Source organism: Piscirickettsia litoralis, from assembly GCF_001720395.1.
GTDB classification, from domain to species: Bacteria; Pseudomonadota; Gammaproteobacteria; order Piscirickettsiales; family Piscirickettsiaceae; genus Piscirickettsia; species Piscirickettsia litoralis.
This window is the reverse complement of the sequence record NZ_MDTU01000001.1, coordinates 1105546-1126300: the sequence shown is the minus strand read 5'-3', so window position 1 is coordinate 1126300 and position 20755 is coordinate 1105546. Positions and strand designations below refer to the sequence as shown.

Annotated in this window: 28 protein-coding genes; 26 read left to right on the top strand and 2 right to left on the bottom strand. The window is 34.4% G+C overall.

Annotated features, from left to right (window positions below):
• The 12 genes from BGC07_RS05340 to BGC07_RS21810 all read left to right on the top strand — a co-directional run.
• Positions 1-1537: TraM recognition domain-containing protein (locus BGC07_RS05340; protein WP_317135117.1), on the top strand; the 1537-nt coding region annotated here is incomplete at its 5' end.
• A complete protein-coding gene (locus tag BGC07_RS23615; RefSeq protein ID WP_317135157.1) occupies positions 1489-1701 on the top strand; it encodes a hypothetical protein in 213 nt (70 codons plus the stop codon). The genes BGC07_RS05340 and BGC07_RS23615, both read left to right, overlap by 49 nt.
• 46 nt (positions 1702-1747) lie before the next feature.
• On the top strand, positions 1748-2128 hold the full coding sequence (locus BGC07_RS05335; protein ID WP_139121630.1) for a hypothetical protein: 381 nt from the start codon (positions 1748-1750) through the stop codon (positions 2126-2128).
• Positions 2129-2132: 4 nt separating this feature from the next.
• Positions 2133-2393 (top strand): hypothetical protein, encoded by a 261-nt coding sequence (locus BGC07_RS05330; RefSeq protein ID WP_069312257.1) that lies wholly within the window; start codon positions 2133-2135, stop codon positions 2391-2393.
• A gap of 231 nt (positions 2394-2624) precedes the next feature.
• Positions 2625-3272, top strand: coding sequence for a hypothetical protein (locus BGC07_RS19315; protein ID WP_077216776.1), 648 nt, complete (start codon positions 2625-2627; stop codon positions 3270-3272).
• Positions 3235-3693: a secretion/conjugation apparatus DotM-related subunit gene (locus BGC07_RS19310; RefSeq protein ID WP_077216775.1), complete on the top strand. Its 459-nt coding sequence runs from the start codon at positions 3235-3237 to the stop codon at positions 3691-3693. Before BGC07_RS19315 ends, BGC07_RS19310 begins: the two co-directional genes overlap by 38 nt.
• A 369-nt stretch (positions 3694-4062) precedes the next feature.
• Positions 4063-4281 carry a hypothetical protein gene (locus BGC07_RS19300; protein WP_077216773.1) on the top strand — a complete coding sequence of 73 codons (219 nt, stop codon included), beginning with the start codon at positions 4063-4065 and terminating at the stop codon, positions 4279-4281.
• A gap of 2 nt (positions 4282-4283) precedes the next feature.
• Entirely contained in the window at positions 4284-4709 is a 426-nt protein-coding gene (gene icmW, locus BGC07_RS05315; RefSeq protein WP_077216772.1) for a type IVB secretion system protein IcmW, read from the top strand.
• A 115-nt stretch (positions 4710-4824) separates the two neighbouring features.
• On the top strand, positions 4825-5133 hold the full coding sequence (locus BGC07_RS21825; protein ID WP_235602950.1) for a hypothetical protein: 309 nt from the start codon (positions 4825-4827) through the stop codon (positions 5131-5133).
• 114 nt (positions 5134-5247) lie between these two features.
• Complete coding sequence (locus BGC07_RS21820; RefSeq protein ID WP_235602949.1) at positions 5248-5538, top strand: hypothetical protein; 291 nt, start codon at positions 5248-5250, stop codon at positions 5536-5538.
• A gap of 13 nt (positions 5539-5551) precedes the next feature.
• The gene (locus tag BGC07_RS21815) at positions 5552-5776 is read left to right on the top strand and encodes a hypothetical protein (protein WP_235602948.1); all 225 of its coding nucleotides are present in this window, start codon (positions 5552-5554) and stop codon (positions 5774-5776) included.
• A 79-nt stretch (positions 5777-5855) separates the two neighbouring features.
• Positions 5856-7733: a hypothetical protein gene (locus BGC07_RS21810; RefSeq protein ID WP_235602947.1), complete on the top strand. Its 1878-nt coding sequence runs from the start codon at positions 5856-5858 to the stop codon at positions 7731-7733.
• 33 nt (positions 7734-7766) lie between these two features.
• On the opposite strand, the gene BGC07_RS05305 is transcribed toward BGC07_RS21810, so the two are convergent.
• Together BGC07_RS05305 and BGC07_RS05300 are read right to left on the bottom strand one after the other, a co-directional pair.
• Positions 7767-8195: a hypothetical protein gene (locus BGC07_RS05305; RefSeq protein WP_069312255.1), complete on the bottom strand. Its 429-nt coding sequence runs from the start codon at positions 8193-8195 to the stop codon at positions 7767-7769.
• The gene (locus BGC07_RS05300) at positions 8195-9277 is read right to left on the bottom strand and encodes a patatin-like phospholipase family protein (protein ID WP_069312254.1); all 1083 of its coding nucleotides are present in this window, start codon (positions 9275-9277) and stop codon (positions 8195-8197) included. The genes BGC07_RS05305 and BGC07_RS05300 overlap by 1 nt, the downstream gene beginning before the upstream one ends.
• Positions 9278-9881: 604 nt before the next feature.
• Between BGC07_RS05300 and BGC07_RS05295 the strand changes: the two genes are divergently transcribed.
• The 14 genes from BGC07_RS05295 to BGC07_RS05235 all read left to right on the top strand — a co-directional run bounded on the left by BGC07_RS05295 (position 9882) and on the right by BGC07_RS05235 (position 20607).
• On the top strand, positions 9882-11207 hold the full coding sequence (locus tag BGC07_RS05295; RefSeq protein WP_069312253.1) for a hypothetical protein: 1326 nt from the start codon (positions 9882-9884) through the stop codon (positions 11205-11207).
• An 85-nt stretch (positions 11208-11292) separates the two neighbouring features.
• A complete protein-coding gene (locus tag BGC07_RS20560) occupies positions 11293-11433 on the top strand; it encodes a hypothetical protein (RefSeq protein ID WP_158006873.1) in 141 nt (46 codons plus the stop codon).
• Positions 11434-11435: 2 nt separating this feature from the next.
• Positions 11436-12050, top strand: a complete 615-nt coding sequence (locus BGC07_RS05285; RefSeq protein WP_069312251.1) for a hypothetical protein — start codon at positions 11436-11438, stop codon at positions 12048-12050.
• A 90-nt stretch (positions 12051-12140) separates the two neighbouring features.
• A complete protein-coding gene (locus BGC07_RS05280) occupies positions 12141-13019 on the top strand; it encodes a hypothetical protein (RefSeq protein WP_069312250.1) in 879 nt (292 codons plus the stop codon).
• 272 nt (positions 13020-13291) lie between these two features.
• A complete protein-coding gene (locus tag BGC07_RS05275; RefSeq protein ID WP_139121629.1) occupies positions 13292-13636 on the top strand; it encodes a hypothetical protein in 345 nt (114 codons plus the stop codon).
• Between the two features lie 667 nt (positions 13637-14303).
• Positions 14304-15170 carry a hypothetical protein gene (locus tag BGC07_RS05270; RefSeq protein ID WP_139121628.1) on the top strand — a complete coding sequence of 289 codons (867 nt, stop codon included), beginning with the start codon at positions 14304-14306 and terminating at the stop codon, positions 15168-15170.
• Positions 15171-15172: 2 nt separating this feature from the next.
• Entirely contained in the window at positions 15173-17308 is a 2136-nt protein-coding gene (locus BGC07_RS05265) for a DotA/TraY family protein (protein WP_235602946.1), read from the top strand.
• A 52-nt stretch (positions 17309-17360) separates the two neighbouring features.
• Entirely contained in the window at positions 17361-18440 is a 1080-nt protein-coding gene (locus tag BGC07_RS21805) for a hypothetical protein (protein ID WP_235602945.1), read from the top strand.
• A gap of 18 nt (positions 18441-18458) precedes the next feature.
• Positions 18459-18806, top strand: coding sequence for a hypothetical protein (locus BGC07_RS05260; RefSeq protein ID WP_069312247.1), 348 nt, complete (start codon positions 18459-18461; stop codon positions 18804-18806).
• Between the two features lie 10 nt (positions 18807-18816).
• The gene (locus BGC07_RS05255; protein WP_069312246.1) at positions 18817-19065 is read left to right on the top strand and encodes a hypothetical protein; all 249 of its coding nucleotides are present in this window, start codon (positions 18817-18819) and stop codon (positions 19063-19065) included.
• The gene (locus tag BGC07_RS05250) at positions 19062-19274 is read left to right on the top strand and encodes a hypothetical protein (RefSeq protein WP_069312245.1); all 213 of its coding nucleotides are present in this window, start codon (positions 19062-19064) and stop codon (positions 19272-19274) included. Before BGC07_RS05255 ends, BGC07_RS05250 begins: the two co-directional genes overlap by 4 nt.
• A 442-nt stretch (positions 19275-19716) precedes the next feature.
• Positions 19717-19935, top strand: coding sequence for a DotI/IcmL/TraM family protein (locus BGC07_RS21800; RefSeq protein ID WP_317135149.1), 219 nt, complete (start codon positions 19717-19719; stop codon positions 19933-19935).
• Positions 19886-20263, top strand: a complete 378-nt coding sequence (locus tag BGC07_RS21795) for a DotI/IcmL/TraM family protein (protein ID WP_235602944.1) — start codon at positions 19886-19888, stop codon at positions 20261-20263. The genes BGC07_RS21800 and BGC07_RS21795 overlap by 50 nt, the downstream gene beginning before the upstream one ends.
• 5 nt (positions 20264-20268) lie before the next feature.
• Positions 20269-20607 carry a hypothetical protein gene (locus tag BGC07_RS05235; protein ID WP_069312243.1) on the top strand — a complete coding sequence of 113 codons (339 nt, stop codon included), beginning with the start codon at positions 20269-20271 and terminating at the stop codon, positions 20605-20607.
• The last annotated feature ends 148 nt before the right edge of the window (positions 20608-20755 follow it).

Sequence of the window (20755 nt, the reverse complement as noted above, 5' to 3'; positions counted from 1 at the left end):
ACCCATTTTCTATAATAAGCCTGATGAAAATAATCCGAAACCTGGTGGCAATGAGCCAGGAGATTCAGAAGGAATTTATCACTTTGGTAACGAGATAAATTCTAACCATGAACTGTGGTTTAATAACTCAGATATGCGTACCCACTGTTTGATTTTTGGCTCTACAGGAAGTGGTAAGACAGAGACATTACTTTCTATTTCATATAATGCGTTAGTGCAAGGCAGTGGCTTTATCTATGTTGATGGCAAAGGGGATAATTCGTTATTTGCTAAAGTGTTCTCCATGGTAAGAAGCCTCGGACGTGAAGATGACTTACTAGTTATTAATTTTATGACAGGGGCGCGTGATATTATTGGCCCACAAACAGATATACTTTCAAATACTATGAACCCATTTGCAGATGGCTCATCGAGCATGCTTTCACAGCTGGTGACAAGTATGATGGAATCCGGTGGCCAGGGTGGCGGTAGTGATGGTGATATGTGGAAGGGGCGGGCAATATCCTTTATTGAGTCATTGATGCGTTTTTTAGTTTATTTGCGTGATCAAGAAAAATTATTGCTTGATGCTGGAACAATTCGTCGTTATTTTACTTTGGAGGCGCTAGAAGGTCTTTATTATGATAATAAAGTTCTAGATGAAATGGGAAATGAAACCGTTTTTGAGGGCGTTGTTCCTTTTGATGTTAAAGATCCTTTAGATAATTATTTGGCAAGTTTGCCAGGCTATCGCAAGGATAAAAAAGGTGAGCAGTCAGATAAAGTCTATGAGCAGCACGGCTATATTATCATGCAGCTTACACGGATATTTAGTTCTTTAGCTGATGTTTATGGTCATATTATTAAAACGAACCTTGCTGAAGTTGATTTTAGAGATGTTATTCTAAATCGACGAATCTTAGTTGTTTTGTTGCCTGCATTAGAAAAATCACCTGATGAGCTATCGAATTTGGGGAAATTAATTATTGCTTCATTAAAGGCAATGCTCGCAGCTGGTTTAGGTGATAAGGTTGAAGGTGATTATAAAGATGTGATTGAAACGAAGCCGACAAATTCTAATACCCCTTATTTGTGTGTGCTTGATGAGTATGGCTATTATGCGGTAAAGGGGTTTGCCGTTGTGCCTGCTCAAGCTCGATCTCTAGGGTTTTCCGTGGTCTTTGCTGGGCAGGATTTGCCGGCTTTTCAAAAAGCATCAAAGGAAGAAGCAGCATCAATTTGTGCAAATACAAATATTAAAATATGTATGAAATTAGAAGACCCTCAGGAAACTTGGGAGTTTTTCCAAAAGACAGCAGGAGAGGCATATGTTTCAACAGCAAAAAGTTTTAATATGGATAAAAGTTCATCATCGATGACTTATAAAGACTCGTCTGAAGCAACCTTTGATAAGCGTGCCCGTGTAGATTTATTAGACTTAAAAGATCAGCGTGAAGGTGAAGGGCATGTCGTTTTTCAAGTCAAATATTGTAAGAATGAAATCATTTTATGCAAAACCCCCCCAAAGTTAAATATATTAAAATTAATCAATTTGTAAAAATTGAGCCACCTTCTCAAAATGAGTTAAAGTTAATAAAAGAAGCAGACTCGTTTAAATCTATTGATCATATTAATGAAAAACAAAATGGCTATACTCATAGTGAGGAAAGTAATGTTATTTTTAGTGAATTAAATAAGAAGTTAATTGAAATTCAAAAATAATTCGAATGGCCAAGAGTTGCTAGACTCTAATCAAGCAGAGTCCATTGTGGATGATCTTATTGAAATTTGTACTGTTAATAACCAACAAGATGAAGGTGACAAAGAAGGTTATAATACCGAATACATGGATAATTTAGAGGATGATGATTCTGATAATCAATATAATATTTTTATGAATATTCCTTTGGAAGATAGGCTAGATAGCGACTATTTTGATTTTGAAGTTTCTAGTTTAGAGTCTACTTTAGTTGATAAACAACAAATTAAAATTGCGGTTGAAAAAATATTAATCTTGAGTGATATTGGCTTGAAGGAAGCGAAAGCAATCGTTGGCGATATTATTAATGATCTTTCTGTTGTAACAACTTATGAAGGCTATAGTGGTGATAGTAATATTGAGAAGCTTTTAGCCGAGTTGGTAGGTTAATATTATGCTTGATAAAAAAGAAATTGATTTTTATGACTTTTATAATAAAACAATAGAAATATCTAGATTGATTGATAATCCTGTGTTATTACCAGATGGGCATAGCTTGAATAAAAAGATTGATAGGCTATATAGAAATAAATTGTATAGAGTTAAAACATTATATACAATTTATCATCATATCATTACAGAGTTTGATTATTTTAATGATCAAGATGATGAGACTGAAGGAGGGCGGGGGAAGTGGCTCCATTACTGGAGGTGAAGACTTCCCTATATTAGTGCTTTTTTACCTTCTTAACCCTCGTAATGCATTATCAATGTTGCATGATTACTTTATATCGGATTGTAAATCTGATTATTTTCATGTTCGCTATATGAAGAAATTTCCATTTGTTAATAGTTATAAGAGATCTTTGATAAATAAAGAAATACTGAAATTGATTTCTGATAATGATGTTAATATAAGTAGTGAAAGTACACTGGAAATATAGTTATGTCTCAAAATGCTAGTCCTCCGTCTCAAAATATTTTTTACTATACAATTTTTTTTATTGTTGCAGTCTGTGCTCTCGCATTTTATTTTCATGAAGCACTATATAGTATTGTTCTTAGTGTTAAAATTTTTGAAATGAAGCTGATTTCTATCTTTACTGCTAAATACAATGATATTATTGAGTGGATGTATAATACTCCTGTTAATGCAATGGCAGGTGACAACCTGCTCCAAATATCAATAATCTCTGGAGATATTATCAAGTGGGTTGGTGTTGTTTTAGCCGTTATTTTTATTGCTATTATTTATTACTTTCATCCACAGAAGAACTTATCAACGCGATATAATATGAAATCCTTACTCAGTGCACTAAACAATAGCTTCCCTGCAACCGGCCCTGTTATGGGTGAAAGTTTAGATAAAACAGATATTAACCGAGGAGACTGGCGTATGGCATTAACCCCAGTTGAGTTTATGAAAATCAATAACATACTAGATGTTAATAAAGTTAATGACGATGGACGGCCAGCTTTAAACCGTGGTAAGGCTTATCAGGTGTTTGTTGATCAATTAGGCCGATTTTGGCAAGGAATTGAAGCACTTAAGCCTCATGAAAAGGCTCATTTTTGCCATTTTTTCAGCCTTTAGTTGTTATAAAAGGGATGAGGCAGAGCAGATTCTAGATAATTTGTCTAAACAAGCAAGCAGTAATGTTGAAAGCATGAATTACTCAGTGGCAGAACCATTATTACATAAATATGGCGAAAAAGTTTCAGTACAGCAGGTCATTCAAAAACACTATTATACTTATACGATATTTTCATCTTTATTACTTGCAGCGAGGGAAAGTGGTATTGTTGCTCCTGCAAGTTTTCTATGGTTGAAAAAGGTAGATCGATCATTGTGGTATTGTTTAAATAATGTAGGCCGACGAGCTGTTTTTATTGAAGCTGCTGCAGTGAGAGCACACTGGCAAGCAGAGTTGAAAATAGGACAGCCTATTTCAATACCCATGGTGGAAAGTGCGGTGCTAAATTTAGATAGAATCTTCGACACGGTTAAAATTTAGAATGTTTAAGTTGAGATTATCTGCAAACCCTGGTAATTATTATTTGTTTGATTATAGAAAATCTAATATTAACTTTAAAAAAGTGTTAAATGATTTTTATATAAAAAATAATAAAAAGTGCCAGTTTTGTGGAATAGAGATCGAGGCTAATTATAGTATTGTTAATATTGATCAAGACTATACTAATAATAAAAAAAGGTAACCTGGCTTTGTCTTGTGTGCTATGTTCGCGCGTACAATTACTTGATTTTTATCCCCTGAATTACCAGGGAACTGATAAATTAACTTTTTTGGCCTGAGGTTAATCAAGCTCAGATCAATCGACTGCTGGCGGAGCTTGTAAGAAAAAGTCTGGCAGATGAAGAGAAAATGTTTGCAGTAAAGACACTATACTCTTATTTTAACGAAAAAGCAGATGTATTAGCGCATCTTTGCAGTGAAGAAGTAATCAACCCTGGTTTTTATCGATTAATTTCATCACCTAGTTTCTCTAACCATCAAATTGCTTCAGGTATAAGGGTTTTATTCTCTTATGATTTTATAAAAAATATGCTTACTCGTAGCACGGATAATGTGGATGGCCGCTGATAATGAGCTTACATGAAACGATTGCAGACTATTGGAAGTCTTATGGTAATTCAAATATAAATAATGCACTTGTTAATTTTGAATTTATTGAAAAAATGAGCTTTGATTTATCTGCGGATGATCTGGAGCAGGTGGCTGAATTTATTGAAAAAATAAATAATGATGGCGTTGAAAAAATGGATAAGATGAAACTTATTGTATTTTTGAATAGACTACCTGCTGCCTATATGTTTTACAGTATCCATCAAATTAATAGAATTGATGCAAAATATATGTCAGAGCTCATTTCAATGGTGAATCAGAAAAATAGCTCTGATGATGAATGTGCCAAATTTTATCAACGCAATATGGTTTTTGAGCGCTTTCAAATTTTATCTCGTATTTTTTCATCTGAACGTTTAAATAAAATAATATCATGTGTAAGTTAGATTGAGTATAGGTAGTATTATCAATGGCTTTAGTAGATCGATTATTTGATAATGTTGAAAGTTTTTTGCATGGCTAGGAATTCTTTTAAAGCAATCTCAGGATTCTTACTGTGAGTTGGAAACTGCGGATAGCCGTTATACGCTAGTCACTAAAAATTCATCATTGATTTCTGTGATTAAAATTGATGGGTTGCAGAGATTTGTTGGTAATGCTGAATTTGATGAAGTCTGCAAGCGCTTTTCAGCTTCATTACAATCAGTTTTTTCTTCACCTGGGCATTTTATCCAGTTTTATTATGATTTTAACCCAGAAGAAGCTTATGAGAATATTAGTCGATCACTAAGAAATGCAGAAGAATCTGCCAAGCGTTTGTGTCTAGATATAGAGGACCTATTTACATCTAAAAAAGAAAGTGCTGAGTGATGTATGTGCCGAAGAGTCTTGCTACCTTGTGTTATGGACTGAGCCGTCTGCACTTTCAGATAAATATGTTAAAAAGCTTTTGAAAGAAAGCGCAAAAAAGTTAAAAATAGCCCATTGCCAATCTCTAAGAAGTCAGCTAATTTATTTCTTGGCTTGGATGAGTTACGTAATTTGCATGACTCTCTTATCGGTAATTTAGTAGAAGATTTACAGCAAATAGGAATGTATGTGCACTTATTAGATGTACATTCTGCTGTACAAGAGGTGCGTCGTTCAGTTGACCCTAAAATTACTTCATATGGTTGGAAGCCTTCTTTACCTGGAGACCCTCTGCCATTACGCCTTGATCAGCTGGAAGGTCAAATAAAAGCAGATACTCAGCAAAAAAAATATAAGAAACTATGATCTTTCTGAGTTAATGTGGCCGCCACTGTCCGCTCAAGTCAATCCCAGAGAGGGGGAAAATATCGATATTAAAGTTGCACGAGTTGGAGATATGATTTATGCACCTCTTTATATTGATTTATTTCCAAAAGATATTCGTCCTTTTTATGATTTATTTCGCCGGGCGGTGTTTGCTGATTTGCCGTGGCGTTTATCGTTTTATATCTCAGATAATGGCTTAAAAAATTACACAGACTAAAAACTGGCTTGCACAATATTTAACTTTTAGCTCTTTTCATAATAAACTTATTGTTGAAACTCATCGCTATTTAAAGCACTTGCATGAACGGGGTGATGATCCGATTGTTAAGCTTAAAGTGGTGCTGTTAACTTGGGCGCCCGTTGGTGAGGAGCCTCTATTAAAAAGGCGTGCTGCAAAGTTAATGCAGTTAGTGCAAGCCTGGGGTGGTTGTGAGGTAAAGGAGTTTTATGGTGACCCTTATAGTGAGGTGATATCATCTGGCTTGGCAATGCGCAGTACCAGTAATGCGACAACCTCAGCAGCGCCGCTTTCTGATGTGGTAAAGATGTTACCCATTACACGCCCAGCATCTCCCTGGAAGAAAGGAGCGCTATTATTTCGAACGCCTGATGGCAAATTATGGCCTTATCAGCCAGGATCAAATCATCAAATTAGCTGGATTGATATCATCTATGCTCGATCAGGTTCTGGAAAATCAGTTTTATTAAATTGTATTAATTTAGGTTTATGTTTGTCTCCAGGTTTGGCGCAGTTGCCCCGTATTTCGATTATCGATATTGGTCCCTCCAGTCGTGGATTTATTTCCTTATTAAAAGAAAGTTTGCCGGCAGAACAAAAAAATAAAGTAATTTATCATCGTTTGAAACTTGAAAAAGATCATGCAATTAACCCTTTTGATACTCAATTAGGTGCGCGACAGCCTACAAAATTACACCGTTCATTTTTAATCAACTTTTTAAGTTTGCTCTATGTAGAACGTGCTGATGATCCGCTTCCAGAAGGCATGTCTGGGATGCTCAGCTTGTTGGTTGATGCGCTCTACCATCAGTTTAGTGATCAAGTTCAACCTAAGCTTTATATTCCAGGCTTTGATTCGATTATTGAAAAAAATATTAAAAAATATCAGATTAACTTTGATGTATCGACAAGCTGGTGGAATATTGCCGATCAATTTTATGACTGTGGGCAAAGCGAGTTGGCTTTGCGCGCTCAGCGCTATGCTATGCCAACTTTGGCGGATACCGTTTCTATTGCCCACAGTCATGGAATTAAAGATATTTATGCAAAAGTTTGCTTGCCTGGCAGTCAGGAAGACTATGTTGCTGCTTACTGTCGTAATATTTCAGTGATTATTCGAAACTATCCAACGTTATCCACACCAACTCAGCTTTCTTTGGAAGGTGCTCGAGTGATTGCTTTAGATTTGGAAGATGTCGCGCGAACAGGAAGTCCGGCAGCAGATAAACAAACAGCAATGATGTATATGCTTTCTCGCCATGCGATTGCTCAGAACTTCTTTTTGCGTCAGGATGACTTAGTCATTTTTCCTAAAAATTATCAACCTCACCATGAACGGCGTATTCGCGAGATTTTAGAGGAGCCAAAACGGATTGTTTACGATGAGTTTCATCGAACGGCAAATAGCCTTTCTGTACGCCAGCAAGTGATTCAGGATATGCGTGAGGGGCGCAAATGGAAAATTCAGATTTCCCTCGCCTCACAAGCCTTAAGCGATTTTGATAAGATTATGGTTGATTTTGCCACGGGTATTTTTATTTTAGATTCAGGCTCTAGTCAAAGCATTGATGAAACCTGTAAAACTTTTGGTTTAAATGAAACAGAACGCTATGCGCTGGCAACTCGGGTGCATGGTCCTAAAAGTTCAGGTGCGACGTTCATTGCGCAATTTGTCACAAAACAAGGTTTAAATACACAGTTATTAACGAGCACAGTCAGCCCTGTAGAGCTATGGGCCTTTAACACAACGACAGAGGATGTTTATTTGCGCGAATCGCTTTATAAGGTATTAGGGCCAGAGGAAGCACGTAAACGTCTCGCTGCAGCTTACCCACGAGGCAGTGCAGTCAAAGAAGTAGAGGCTTTAGTGAGCGAGAATAGTGAGTTAACTGTTACTGCTGCATGTGACCAAATTTTAGCAAGGTTATTAAAATGAAATTTCTCGTTAAAGATAAACATCTGTTGAAAGTCATATAAGTACTTGATAGTCAGAGCGTTCTATTTTTGGATTTGTAATTTCTTTATAAAATATAGCTTTACTTTTATAATTGAAAGTTTTTCCAGAATGTTTAGAGATAAATTGATCCAAGTGTTTTGCTGTGACTTCACTTTCACTAGAGACATTAAGAGCTTTATAAAAGCTTGTTTTAATTTCTAGTTCTGAGCTATTTATTTTTTTAATTAGTGCTTCGGCTGCGCTAGTGTCAGATTTGTATTCTTTGCTGCTTCGATCAAAGCACGTTAGTAAAATGTAATTTTTTATTAGGCTATCTTCTTTTTGTTTTCCTTTGTTAGGTGAGCAAAATTTTAATAATGCTTGAGTTTTTCTACTGCTTGAGTTTTTCCTATATATAGGGTTCCAGTTTGAATTTTTTTTTGTATTCAGCATAGACATCATCAAAAAAATTTTCTTAGATCATAATTATTATCAGGTTTTTTACATATTCTTTTCTTAATTAAAGAGTCATAAGTATTAAAATAACCACGATAAAAATATTCATCTTTTCTTTTGTTAGTGCTCTTGAAATCAGTAGTGCTTATTCCTGTAATGTCTAACTCAATAGCGTTGCTATTATTCAGCCTAACTTTGTTATACATAGATTTTTTTCTATCTGTAACTTTATAATCTAGATTTATCCCCAAATGCTCAATACCGTATTGTTTGAGTTCATCTTTTCTGCTGGGGGAGTATAAAGAATCGCCACTAGTTGGAGTGCTATGTAGTGCTTTATACATAGGGCCCTCTTTACGAGAGAGGGTCATTAGCAATATTTCACTTTTCTTCACTTGATCTTTTTTGTGTGTTTTAAAGTATTTAGGTGCAGAAGGTAGATTGTCATGAAGGCCGCCATCAACATATTCATAGCCATTAATTTTTACAGGGCGGATAACTCCTGGTAGTGCTCCTGAAGCAAGACAGGCGATAGAAACTTCAACATCTGGTGTGTTTTTATAGTTAAATATTTTGCTTTCACCAGTATCTTTTCTCACAGCATTCACAGAAAGATTTTTAAATCGATAAGGGGCAACTTTGTGAAGTATGTAAAGGTCTTTAAAAGTAATTGACTTATTTTGTTTGCATTTATAGAAAATAGTTTCTAGTTCTTTTTTGTTTTGTGTGAAACTTTTACCAATATCTTTTATGTCAAAAATATTTTTACCTTCGAAAAAAGATAAGATGTTGTTTTTTATTACTTCACGCAAAAAATTAAGTAATGGCTTGCCATCTGCTCCACTGAGTAGTGTTTTCCGTGACCTACTTCCAAGTAGAAGGCTAAAATTTGTTTTACTTGAAATTTCTCTGAATTGTTCTGGGGTTGAGCCTGATGCGATAATAGCTGATGAAATCGCCCCTATAGAGCAACCGGATATACCCTCTATACCTTTATATAGTCCCGAGTCAACTAGAGCTTTATAGCCTCCTGGGTATACTACACCACGAGCTCCCCCCCCCATAAAAGCGATGTATTTGTATGGCATAACTTTACGACAACCTTAAAACTGATAAGTAATTCATATGATAACATTATGGCAGAATGGCTAATTTGTTAATTTAAAAAATTAACTCATATTTATGTATTGACATTATCTGTTAGCTAGCAAATTAAATTTCAAAGATAAAATTAACTGATAGCTTAACTCAGAACATAATATAAAGAGAAAATCGATGCTTGTATGCTTAGAAAAAATCATCAGTAACTGTTATAAGGAAGGTTGTGAGTGTATGGTACGAGTCGTAATGCCATGCAAGAGCGTAGCTGTGAAGTGTTTAAAGTAAGGATGATGTGGAATGTTGTATGACGTTGGCAGTCAAAGGTTTGTGGCTGTCGTGTGAGTGAGGTGGTTTTGCACCATTGGGTGTACAAAATATTTACTGATGTAGCAAAGTTTACGAAAAAAACTGTTCAGAATCAATGAGGTTAGAGATAAAAAATTTCTGATTATACCTTTGATTAGATAAAAGGCAAAGAAAAGTATAAAAAAAAATATTACTCTTTCAGTGTTCTTAGCTCTTCAATCGGTTTAGATTTAGATGTACGAAGTGTAAGAGAGTCCTCAGTCTAAACAATATTTGGAGATTAATATGCCGGGCACATTTGAAACACAATTGATTAAAAACTCTATAACTCAGATAAATTCAATGGTTCGCTATCATTATTCTAAGAAAGATCCTTCAGAGTCTAAAGCAGAGGCACTGAGAAAATACTTTAGTAAAATTGAAATTACTAAGTCAAACGGTTTAATGAGTTCTACTTTTTGTAAAATAGGTTCTAATACTGAACTTCAATTTGACCCTGAGAAAGGTATTGTTGATTTTATACGACTTTTGCAAGATGTGATAAAAGATCTAAATAAAGCTGGGAGAATGAAGAGTAGCTTAGCGGAAAGAATTGAAAAAGAAGTTCTATCTCTAGTTTATGATGGGTTGAATAAAATCGCTGAAGAGCAGGAGATAGCTAAACAGAAGCTATCTCAGCAAGTGCTTAAATTGCAGGAGACAGTGAAAAGTGGAGAATTCAACTACAGTCAATTAGAAGAAAAATTTAGTAAATTAAATTCTGAGTTTGAAAAGCTGAAATTAAGAAATCAACACTTACTAGAGATTACAAAGCAAAGCGTTAATACTACACACACGATTACTAACACGGTAACTTTCAAAACAGCTTTAGAGAGGACAGCTCATATTAGCAACGGTTTAACACAAGTCGGTGAGGTTATGATTAATTTACAAAATCTTGCACAGCCTGTAAGTGTAGCAATGCAGGCAGCAAATGTTGGGCTGAGTGATTTAAAGAGTAGTGTTCAGCAGTCTAAATTAACTATTGAAGAGACTAACAAGCAGAAAATAAAAGAGGTTAATGAGCAGATTGATCTTGCAACAAAAGATATAACAAGAGAGTTAAAAGATAATAATAAAAGTTTAGCTAGTTTCGCTATTAGTACTATTGAAAACAAACTAACGTCTTTGGAGGGAAAGTATAATAACCAACGTAAACTTGGTATGGGAAGGAGGGTAAAATTGCCAATTGTTAAAGCTAAGATTTTAGGTATTAATGAAATTAAATCAAAGCTTTCAAAAGGAAATATTACAGGAGCTGTAGCTTTAGAGGAAATTTCAAAATTGCTAAACGATTCATCAGACGGTTTTATGAGAGCATATAACGATGGGGTTAAATTTAAAGAGCATTTTGATGAAGTTAGGGTTACTTTGCAAGCGGCCAAAGAGAATCTTTCCCCAGAGAATGATCAATTGGTTAGTACGATCAGTAATAAGATGGAAAGCATTCAGCGTGAGGTGGAATCATTAGTTGAAGAGAATGAAAAACACGTAAAAAGTATGACAGAGTCAGTTGTTAAAAGTTCGGAAGAAATATCGAGTAAATTGAAGGTTGCAACAGAGAAAGCTTAAAAAAACAGACAAAATAGCTTCAAATCTTTCTGAAAAAATGAGTGGAATCCAGGACATTTCACAAGAGCTTAGAAAGGAAATTGAGTTGAAGGTTAATCCGAAATCATCACAGCGAAGCTTGACCTATAGTAGCCACAATACAACTGGAACGCTTATGCTTGAGAGTAGCCATAATCGGTCTAAGCTTACGAATGAAGTTCCATTGATTGAGGTTGAGCAGGTTTAATAATGCCTATTTCAGAGACTCTTAAGAAACAACTCGAAGGGTTTGACCATAAAACTCTTCGATCCCTTCCTGTATATACTGCAAGTTTGGATAGGCATACCGGTACATTTATTAGAACCCATGGCTTTTTAGTATCAGGAGTGCCCGGTTCAAATAAGCCAAGGGATGTGGGAAGAGTCTATCATTTAGGCTCTTCAATTATGCATGCTCCTTATAAAGTGACTGATAAGGTTGTTAAAAAAGCAAAGGATAAATTAAATGCATGTGGTGATAAGATAACAGGAGATAATATTAGATTATGTGAAAAGCTAATAGGTATTACTATGAGTGCCTCAATGGTAAGTGTCTTGTCAAAGCTACAGGGCGAGAAAATTAATAAAAACTTGATCGAAAATATAAAAAGATTTAAAGGAAAAAGAATAACGAATAAATTAATTCATAATTTATTCTCTGGTTTGGATAAAAGTGATTTTCCAGATTCTAGCACATTATTTGCTTTGGATAAGCTGATCGGGGTAACAGTCTCAGATGATTTTATCAATTTATTAGTTAAGTTGCAAAACTATAATATAAAATCTGATGATGTAGGTTTTATCAAAAAAATTACAAGGAATTAATTTTAGTAAAAGCATATTAGCTGACTTACTACCATTTGAGGATTGTAAGTTAAACCAACAGGTTGTTGCTAAATTGGAAAATATGAAGGGTTGATAATTTCAGCAAAAGAGGTTTCACAATTCAAAAAAGAGTTAAGAGAAAGTGGTGTTGATTTGCCTAAAGAAGTGGAAAAATTTCTAGATAATATTAAAGATGTGAGAGTTACCAAGGATATGCTTGTTCTTGGGTCTAAATTGTCAGGGAGTAGAATGACTTATGACACTGTTAGAGCCTTAGAAGAGATGGAGGGTAATGAGTATCCCACAGTTGAGATTATGCTCAGAAAGCTTATTGATAAAAAACAATCAAGTGAGGGTGTGGAACTATGTTTTGAGGAAAATATAGGAATAAAAGAGTATAATTACACTCTAGCTGCTTTCCCTAATGATGAGCTTAAAGAGGTTGTTAGGTTAAATAAAGATGTAAATAAAGAAAGAGGAGCCATCTTTTATAGGTTATCTAACAGCAAAAGAGCTAAAGAAGATCATTTGGCTTTTAAGTTGAATAGCATGTCAATTGCATATGAAAAACTGCCAGGTGTAACTCAAAACAGATTAAGAGATAGCTTTAATCAGCAAGGATTAAGGCTTAGGTATTTAGATGAGAAAACAGGAATAGGAAAATCGGTAGATTTTGAAGATAAAAAGCATGTAAGAGGCAAAGTGACTAAAAGGCTTACAAAGCTTTGGTCTAAGCATGAGTTTACTCCTAACTCTAAGAAACAAGAAGGAAACTGCAATGTGTCCTCTTCTTCTCTTGCAGAGTCAGCAAGTTATGGTGCATTTTTCGGAACGGTAAAAGGCCAGTCTGTTAAAAATGGGTCAATCTTCGGCTATGGCCATAACCAAAGGATTCAGTTATGGAATCCTCTTCGAAACTTAATGCAAACGAAAAAAAATAGATGCTTTAATAAATTATTTTCTTCATAAAGAAAAACTGGAATTAACCGATTTTGATAAGGTGATGTTTGAAAGTATAAGGCGTGATATTATAGAGTTTTTCATTAAAAGTAAAGATTTGAGTCAATCTGTAAGTATAAGTAGCAGTATTGTAAATGGAAGCAATCTTCTTAGTGCTCTTTTTGAAAAATTTGGAGGAAAAAAGAAATTGCTTTTTTAAAATTTTTATCACTTTATGGTAAGGAGGCTATAGGTGTAGATAAAAATTAATACTTGAGCTATCAAAGTACAAGGAGGATATTTTGTTATTTATAAAAATAATGGAGAATAACGAAATTAAGGTTAAACTTTTAAAAGAGATTGTTGATTTTAACTCAGCGTGTGGAAGCGTCTTTTATTTTAAAAGAGGGCTGACACAGCCTAGTATAAAAAAAGGTCAGCTTAAAAAAGCTTCCCTGATGCTAAAGCAGGCTTCTAAGTTGACAGGTAGAGAAAGTGAATTATCAGATATGGAGGGGCCGAGCAGAGATATTTTTTCTATGAAACGCCTAAAGCGTATCCCTGAAACTAATCCTACTATTTTCAGAGAAAAAAAAGAAATAGAGGTTAAGCATCATCGATCAAAAAGTGTAGACTTTATTGATTAAACTTAAATTTTGTAGATACCTATCTATTTATTTGATTTTATAAAAAATAGAAAATAAAAACATTATTAGAATGTAACTTTAGTTTTATAACTGGTTTGAGTTTTATGGTTAAATATGTTTTAGTTTGTATTTTAACTAATAAATTTATAAAGTAACTTATTATGATATTTTCCATGAAAAGACCTGGAAGGGAGATTATTCTAACTAAAAACAAGAAAGACTTTAATTGTCAATAAGTTCTAGGAGGTTTTCGTAAGTGTCGCGATCTCTACTAGATATTGTGAACAACCAATGATGTAACTGCCTGATAAAACGTAGAAGCTATAAACTATCTCGTGCTTAGCACCAAATTTATAGAAATTTAACTTGAGAAAAAGATAGAGTAGCAAGTCTAGTTCTTGTCGTGCATATCGTGCTGATGATTCAAATAGTGCATTAGTGAGCTATTAGTGCAACGGTATCATTTTATGCTGAAGTTAAAGGTGTCCTGGTTAGCATAAAAAAAATCAGCTATTTTTATATGGATCGGATTTTTAATTGATTTACTATTGTCAATATAAGGTTTGCTCAAATAGTTAAAGCTTAATATCTTATTGATTAATTTGCACTTTTTTATTGGTGAATAGTTTGTTTGGTGTTAAATCTAGTAGTAATATGAGATTGTAGTATGCGTAGTATAGTTAAAGTGTCTGTTGTAAATATGTTGCGTGTAGCTGCATTTTTTACGGTGACTGTTGCCAATGCGCAAACAATACAGATATCGACAGAAAGCGCAAATAGCTCGAACAAAGTAGTTTCGAATGGGCCAACAATACAACAAAAGCTCAATGAAATTATTTCCCAGCAATTAGTTATGATTAACAACCAAAATCAGAGTGATTTGCATGGGCCAACGAATGGTGTAGCATCTCAAGTCTATTTTAATAACCCTTATAATAACTCAATCGGTTTTGGAGTTTTGTCAAGTTCTGCACAAAATCTGGTGAATATGATTCCAAATCAATCTGCAGTTTATCAGTCAATTATAAGTAATGAGAATAATCAAAATGGTAGTATTAATGAAAATATACGATTTTTGTTGAATCTCGTTGAAGGGAAGTATGATGCGGATAAGAAGTCCAGTGATTTTATTGATGCAGGGGCTGTTGGAAAGTCAAACTTACTTGTTAATGCAGTTCTATCTAAAATAAATGCGAATAATAAAATTAATAATGAGCTGCTATTAGTTATTAAAGCACAAATGAATAATGGCTGGATGAATAACTTAAAATACTCATCCCGTGATCAATTGCTTAGAGATCTTTCAGTTCAACTTTCTGTTAGTAATTATATTAATTACCAAAAATTACAGGCTCAATACTTAAATGCAATGTTGAGTACGGCTAAGTTAATTGATAATAGTAGCTTTTATCAAATTTCTGAGAAAAATAATGAGAGTATAGAAAATTCTGAAAAAATGTTAAATGATATAGACCAAGGCATAAGTAAGCTCGTCGGCATGCAGAAAATCAAAGTGATGGGAAAAGGTAATTAGTTTTGTTGTCTGCTATTAGTCTACCAACCCCAGCAAGCGATCAATCAGTTTATATATTGTGGCAAATATTTGGAAATATTATTTACTTTATTTCTGGAGATACAAATATATCAAATGGACCAACGCTTGTTTCCGAAGTTATTAACTATTTTAATGCAGGTTTACTCTCTTGCTTATTGTTAATTTATGCGTTAGTTGTTGTCTTAGGGGTTATTTATACTGCACATGATGGTGAGTTTTTAGGGAGAAAGTGGCACTCGTTATGGATGGTTTTAAGAGCAACATTTGCTCCTATTGCTATGATCCCTGTAAAATTTGGATTTTGTCTAGCTCAGATAATACTATTATATTGTGTTTTAGTCGGTGTTTATTTGGCAAATTACGTTTGGACAAATATAACCCAGGACATTGATGGTGGTAGCTTGCCTTCTGTACCGGTTAGTTTACTTAATAATGTAAAAACAAATGTGGCCCAAGGCGTTTTATACCAAGCAATTAATAAGGTTCAACAAGACTATGGCTTAGATTCTAGTGATTTAGTGTCAATGAACACTACTGTTGATGATGGTTATCGCCAATGTAGTTCGACTGATGTCAATGACAACCCTACAGCAAACCAGTTTTACAAAATGAGTGGTAGCAGTACACCTATTTTGTGTGTCAATACATCATCAGCTTTACCTATGAGTTTATTGCCTAATTTATCAAGCTCAGCAAGCTCTATATGTGATTCAGAAACTTTAGATAATTTTCAGAAAGCGATGACATGGTTTTATGGTGGGCCTATCGAAGATCTAAATGGAAATAGTTATGTCGCTAATGCTAGTGCATTTACCGTGAACACGGGGTTGCTTGTTTCTCAGTGTAATAATGCAGTTCAAACAGCATTAACGACATCAGGAAGCTTAGGGACTCATACTTATAGTTATGGTTTTGATGTATCTGGCTCATCAGAACCTCAAGAAATTAATTATAAGGTTCAGCTTGGTAACGGCGATGATAGTTCGTCGATTAATAATGTGAAAACAAATGGTTCTATTACTTATTTATTTGATAATATGAACTATCAACCAAAAGATGCAAAAGATCTGACTTATTCTCAACAAGCCCAATTGGCGACTCAGCAAATTGTTAATGCGCTTTATAACAACGAGAATAAACAGGCAAATGTTATTTTGAATGCTTATATCGCTGAACTTAATAGCACCTTAATTGTACAAAGTACAGATTCAGAGTCAGCACAGAATATTACTAGTAGTAATTTTTATGCAAAATGCGCTACTTATTTAAATAATGGCCAAATGACAGTTGATTATCTAAATTGTATTAATCTTAATGAGTCAGGCCAAACCTATAGCATGGTTCAATATAATGGTTCGCCAAAGCAACCGTATCAGGCTCAGGATTATTCAAACTATATTAATAGCTGGTGGATTGGCGGCGAAAGCTATTTAACAGTTGATAAAATATTAAATATGAACTTAAGTGATGCTGCAAATATTTTGGCAGAAAACCTAGCTTACCCTGGATTAATCCTTAATAGCCAATTACATTATGGTGTGCCTATGGCTGTGACTGTTTACCCTAATGTTAATAGCAGTGTTGTGCCAAATTTTCATCCGCACCATGGTAACTCGTATGAAACTAATAATAATAATGGTCAGACTCCAGACCCAAGTACTGCGGATTATCTAACAAATATGAAAATATCTAATCCGAATTCAGGGACGACATTGGTGAGTGATTATGTGCCTAGTAGCTTAAAAATGGGGGCAAGTGATTGGGCAACAGATGTATATAGCTATGTGCCTACCCCGACAGATGTTCCGCAAGGCTGCGATATGTACTATGGAACTTATAGTGGGAGTAATTCTAATGATGAAACGACGTGTAAGAATGATTATTTAGTGATTCAGCTACAAACTAATTTAATGTCTTTGCCTTCTGAATTACAACAGTCTTTTACATATTTATTTAGTTTATTTGGTAATAATAATTTAAATAAAACGTATTCATTGACGACTGACAATATGTCTGATGTTAATTTATTAAACAATACATTATTGTTTTTACGAAAAAAATGGCGTTTATCAGCCAACAGAGACAACAGCTGTTCCTGTATATGCGGTTATAGATAAAATATTTGGAACGTTAGGAGGAAATGACGCTTCAACCGATATTACGAGTATCATGAATGAACTTTACTCATTAGGATTACCATCAAATAATGCCACATCAAATACATCAACGGCTATTTACAGCACAATTATGCAAGCTCAGCAGGTCGGTGCTGATATTCTTCAGACAGTTATAGATACTTTAAATGATATATTCGTTAATTACCAAGATCAGTTTAGTAGCCTTAAGAAAACAGCTTACTCTATGATTCATAAATGGGCTAAAAAAGCAGGAATTGCTGCGGGGGCAAGCTCTATTGTCGGCGCCAGTGGTGTGGGTTCAGCTGTTGCAATTATGGGGCAGACGGCGGTACAACTTTGGATGGCGGCACAAATTGGTAATTTGGCGATGTCACTCGCTTGGATGCCGGTTGCGATTATGATATTAAGTTCCTTATTTACTACTGCAATTGCTTTTTCAGTGATGATGCCATTGATTCCGTATTTTTTATTTTGGGCAGGAACGATTGTTTGGGTTCTGAGCATATTAGAAGGTTTGGTCGCGGCTCCTGCAGTATGTTTAGCCGTTCTATTCCCAGGAGGGCATGATATAATGGGACATGGATTACCTGCAATAAAAATTGCACTTAATGTGATATTTAGACCTGTTTTAATGGTGATTGGTATAACTTGTGCAATCGCTTTAACTTATGTGTTAATTACTTATTCGGCGCAAGGGTTTCATTTAGTCGCTCCATTGATATTGAGTAATTTTAGTAGTAGCTCGATGGTAAATGGAATAGTGAGTTGTTTTTTAATTTTTATTTATTCTTCATTTATGATGATGGCTTTTAGTAAGTGTTTTTCTGTCATTTATTTGATTCCTGATAAGGTGCTTGAGTGGATTGGCGCGCAAGCCAGTGCTCAGCGTGCAGGTGCAGATGATGTTCAACAACTACAAGGTAAGACTGAGCAAGCTTCGGCTCAAGCAGGGCAAGCGGCAGGGCAAGGAGTTCAGCAGGGCATTAGTGCGCAACAGAATGAAACACAATCTCAAGTGAGCGCTAAATCACAAGATATTCAAGTTGCTCAACAAAGCGGTCAAGCTGCTGGTAGTGAAGTTAAAACTGCAGCAGAAGCTGCGGCAATGTAAAAAGAGAGGTATAAGATAATGCGTACAGGTCACAAAAGAAAAAAAGAATTAAAAGAGATTAGTGAAAAACTCAATAAACTTCATACTCAATATGGTAACAATATACCGGCGATGGAGCTTGAAAAATATAAATCTGATTTAAAAAGTTTAATTAAGAGCAATGATCCGCAACTGCATTTAAATGGTGGTATAGGGTCTCTTATCCAGATTTATAAAATTTTATCTGCAAATAGCACTAATGGGAAAGCATCAGGGTTAATTGATAAGATTGAAAACTTCAATAGCCCAAATAATGTTTTTCAAAATAATTTGAATCAAAATAACAACCAAAACAATAATAATATTAGTCATCACTTTGATATTTAGTAAATGTGATATGCGATATAATTTTTATAAATTAAAGCAATTATTTCTTTCATTGATAGCTTTGAGTATCAGTCAGTGTTGCTATGCAGCCGATGTTAATCCAACGATCAAAAACAATACTGACTTACCATTTCAGGTGTATGTAAGCAATCAAAATTGTATGAATATTCATGACAACGGTGATGGAACAAATTATATCGTTGCTCCAGGCGATACTTATAAGTTTAGTGCTGATAAAAAAATAATGGCTCTTGCATGAAAGGGTCAACAAACTACAAATTTAAAGTGACTGTTTCTGTGAGTGTTGCGCCCTATATTAATGCCCATGTCGACTATAAGAAACAAACTGTTGGGACAACCAAAGATTGGAAAACGAACGGCAAAGGAAGCACAGATGAGAGTGGTAATTTATATCTTAAAACTTCTGGCGGCTCTAACATGGATATAACTATTCAGTATAACGGATGATTATGGTATTTAATATATTACTGATTGAGAATGTTAAGGTATGATTTTGAAGAAAAATCTTTTAATAATGTCCATACTTTTTTTGTTAATATCTATATTATATATGATATGCAGTAAAAACACTCCTCTCGTGCTCAGTCATTTATTTTACAATATTATTCAATGGGTTAAATGGGGTGGTTTAGCGATCGCTATTGTTTTTGTCGGGATATTTGTAGTTATTGGCACCATTGTTATGGTAGCGACGTTATGGTCTGAACTTTTTGAAAAATAAATCCCCATAAATAAAATAAATTTTTTTATGTTTTACTTTTTTTTGTTAAAGAGTAATGTTGGTTATTAATTCTACTAGAGGAAAATCATAGTGAATTTGGCACTAGAAAAAGTCAAATTGAGAAATGACTTTTATCGTGATAATTTTAGGCGTGTCTCAGCAATTTTGATGATTTCTGTGATGCTAAATTTATTTTTATTAGTTGGCCTGGGTTTGTCACTTTATTTTAGGCCAGAGCCAAAGTATTTTGCGACATCAAACAATGGGCAGATTCTAAGGTTAAAAGCACTGAGTGACCCTATTGAGACTGATTCTGCGGTAATTAGTTGGTTAGCAAATGCGGTTCCTTCCATTAACGAGCTTGATTTTTTTGAATTATCGCTCTGAAATAAAGGGAAAGCGCAGATACTTTACTCAATACGGTTGGAATCAATATTTAGACGCCTTTAAAGATACTGTTCAGAAAGTGACTGATAAAAAATATATTTTAAGAGCAACTATTTCTGATGTGCCTGTTGTTGTTCAAAAAGGACAGATTAATGGAGCTTATAGTTGGAAGTTGCAAGTGCCTGTATTACTTACTTTTCAAAAAGGCGATAGACGTTCTACCCAGTCTGTTTACTGGACAGTCGTCATACAGCGTAGTAATGAGTTTGCTGATAATCTATTTGGAATATCTCAAATTATTCAAACAAATAAGAATATAACTGGTTAAATGCGATGAATTATGAGGCGGTTGTTGGTAGGTTTTCTGAATTATATGAGGATAAAGAATTCTTTTTTAATGAGGCCGAGATCGCCCATGAAGATTTATTCTCTCTAGATAGCTTTATTATGGAAAAACTTTTTAGAAAATCAGCGATAACATTTAAATTTTTATTTAGTAGACCGATTACTATCTCTAAAAAAAGAGATAAAGAAAATAATACTGAAAAATTGTCAGTTTCAGCTAAAGTAAATGATATATTTATGTTGCTGTTGATTGTTATGGACTTAATTGAAGAGGCTGTTGCCCATAGCGAAGATGAGGTTGTTAACCTTAATCACTGTGTGAGTTAGTTATGTTTAAAAGAACTAAGCATTTTATAGTATCTGCAATTTCACTCGCTTTTATAAAAGAAAGTATAGCTTTTGTTTATAAGATGGCAAAAGGGTTATTAACCTTACCTAAAAGGTAGATAATGCAGAACCTTCTTTATTGGAAGAG

What these genes read in the sequence shown, in the direction of transcription:
- BGC07_RS05250 (WP_069312245.1), top strand. Translation starts at nt 19,062, where the DNA reads ATGAAAGGGTCAACAAACTACAAATTTAAAGTGACTGTTTCTGTGAGT.
- BGC07_RS05235 (WP_069312243.1), top strand. Translation starts at nt 20,269, where the DNA reads ATGAATTATGAGGCGGTTGTTGGTAGGTTTTCTGAATTATATGAGGAT.
- BGC07_RS05255 (WP_069312246.1), top strand. Translation starts at nt 18,817, where the DNA reads ATGCGATATAATTTTTATAAATTAAAGCAATTATTTCTTTCATTGATA.
- BGC07_RS05260 (WP_069312247.1), top strand. Translation starts at nt 18,459, where the DNA reads ATGCGTACAGGTCACAAAAGAAAAAAAGAATTAAAAGAGATTAGTGAA.
- BGC07_RS19315 (WP_077216776.1), top strand. Translation starts at nt 2,625, where the DNA reads ATGTCTCAAAATGCTAGTCCTCCGTCTCAAAATATTTTTTACTATACA.
- BGC07_RS21805 (WP_235602945.1), top strand. Translation starts at nt 17,361, where the DNA reads ATGAATGAACTTTACTCATTAGGATTACCATCAAATAATGCCACATCA.
- BGC07_RS05330 (WP_069312257.1), top strand. Translation starts at nt 2,133, where the DNA reads ATGCTTGATAAAAAAGAAATTGATTTTTATGACTTTTATAATAAAACA.
- BGC07_RS05305 (WP_069312255.1), bottom strand. Translation starts at nt 8,195, where the DNA reads ATGATGTCTATGCTGAATACAAAAAAAAATTCAAACTGGAACCCTATA.
- icmW (WP_077216772.1), top strand. Translation starts at nt 4,284, where the DNA reads ATGAGCTTACATGAAACGATTGCAGACTATTGGAAGTCTTATGGTAAT.
- BGC07_RS05285 (WP_069312251.1), top strand. Translation starts at nt 11,436, where the DNA reads ATGCCTATTTCAGAGACTCTTAAGAAACAACTCGAAGGGTTTGACCAT.
- BGC07_RS23615 (WP_317135157.1), top strand. Translation starts at nt 1,489, where the DNA reads ATGCAAAACCCCCCCAAAGTTAAATATATTAAAATTAATCAATTTGTA.
- BGC07_RS21795 (WP_235602944.1), top strand. Translation starts at nt 19,886, where the DNA reads ATGCGGTTCCTTCCATTAACGAGCTTGATTTTTTTGAATTATCGCTCT.
- BGC07_RS21800 (WP_317135149.1), top strand. Translation starts at nt 19,717, where the DNA reads ATGATTTCTGTGATGCTAAATTTATTTTTATTAGTTGGCCTGGGTTTG.
- BGC07_RS19310 (WP_077216775.1), top strand. Translation starts at nt 3,235, where the DNA reads ATGAAAAGGCTCATTTTTGCCATTTTTTCAGCCTTTAGTTGTTATAAA.
- BGC07_RS21815 (WP_235602948.1), top strand. Translation starts at nt 5,552, where the DNA reads ATGTGGCCGCCACTGTCCGCTCAAGTCAATCCCAGAGAGGGGGAAAAT.
- BGC07_RS05270 (WP_139121628.1), top strand. Translation starts at nt 14,304, where the DNA reads ATGCGTAGTATAGTTAAAGTGTCTGTTGTAAATATGTTGCGTGTAGCT.
- BGC07_RS05295 (WP_069312253.1), top strand. Translation starts at nt 9,882, where the DNA reads ATGCCGGGCACATTTGAAACACAATTGATTAAAAACTCTATAACTCAG.
- BGC07_RS05300 (WP_069312254.1), bottom strand. Translation starts at nt 9,277, where the DNA reads ATGCCATACAAATACATCGCTTTTATGGGGGGGGGAGCTCGTGGTGTA.
- BGC07_RS19300 (WP_077216773.1), top strand. Translation starts at nt 4,063, where the DNA reads ATGTTTGCAGTAAAGACACTATACTCTTATTTTAACGAAAAAGCAGAT.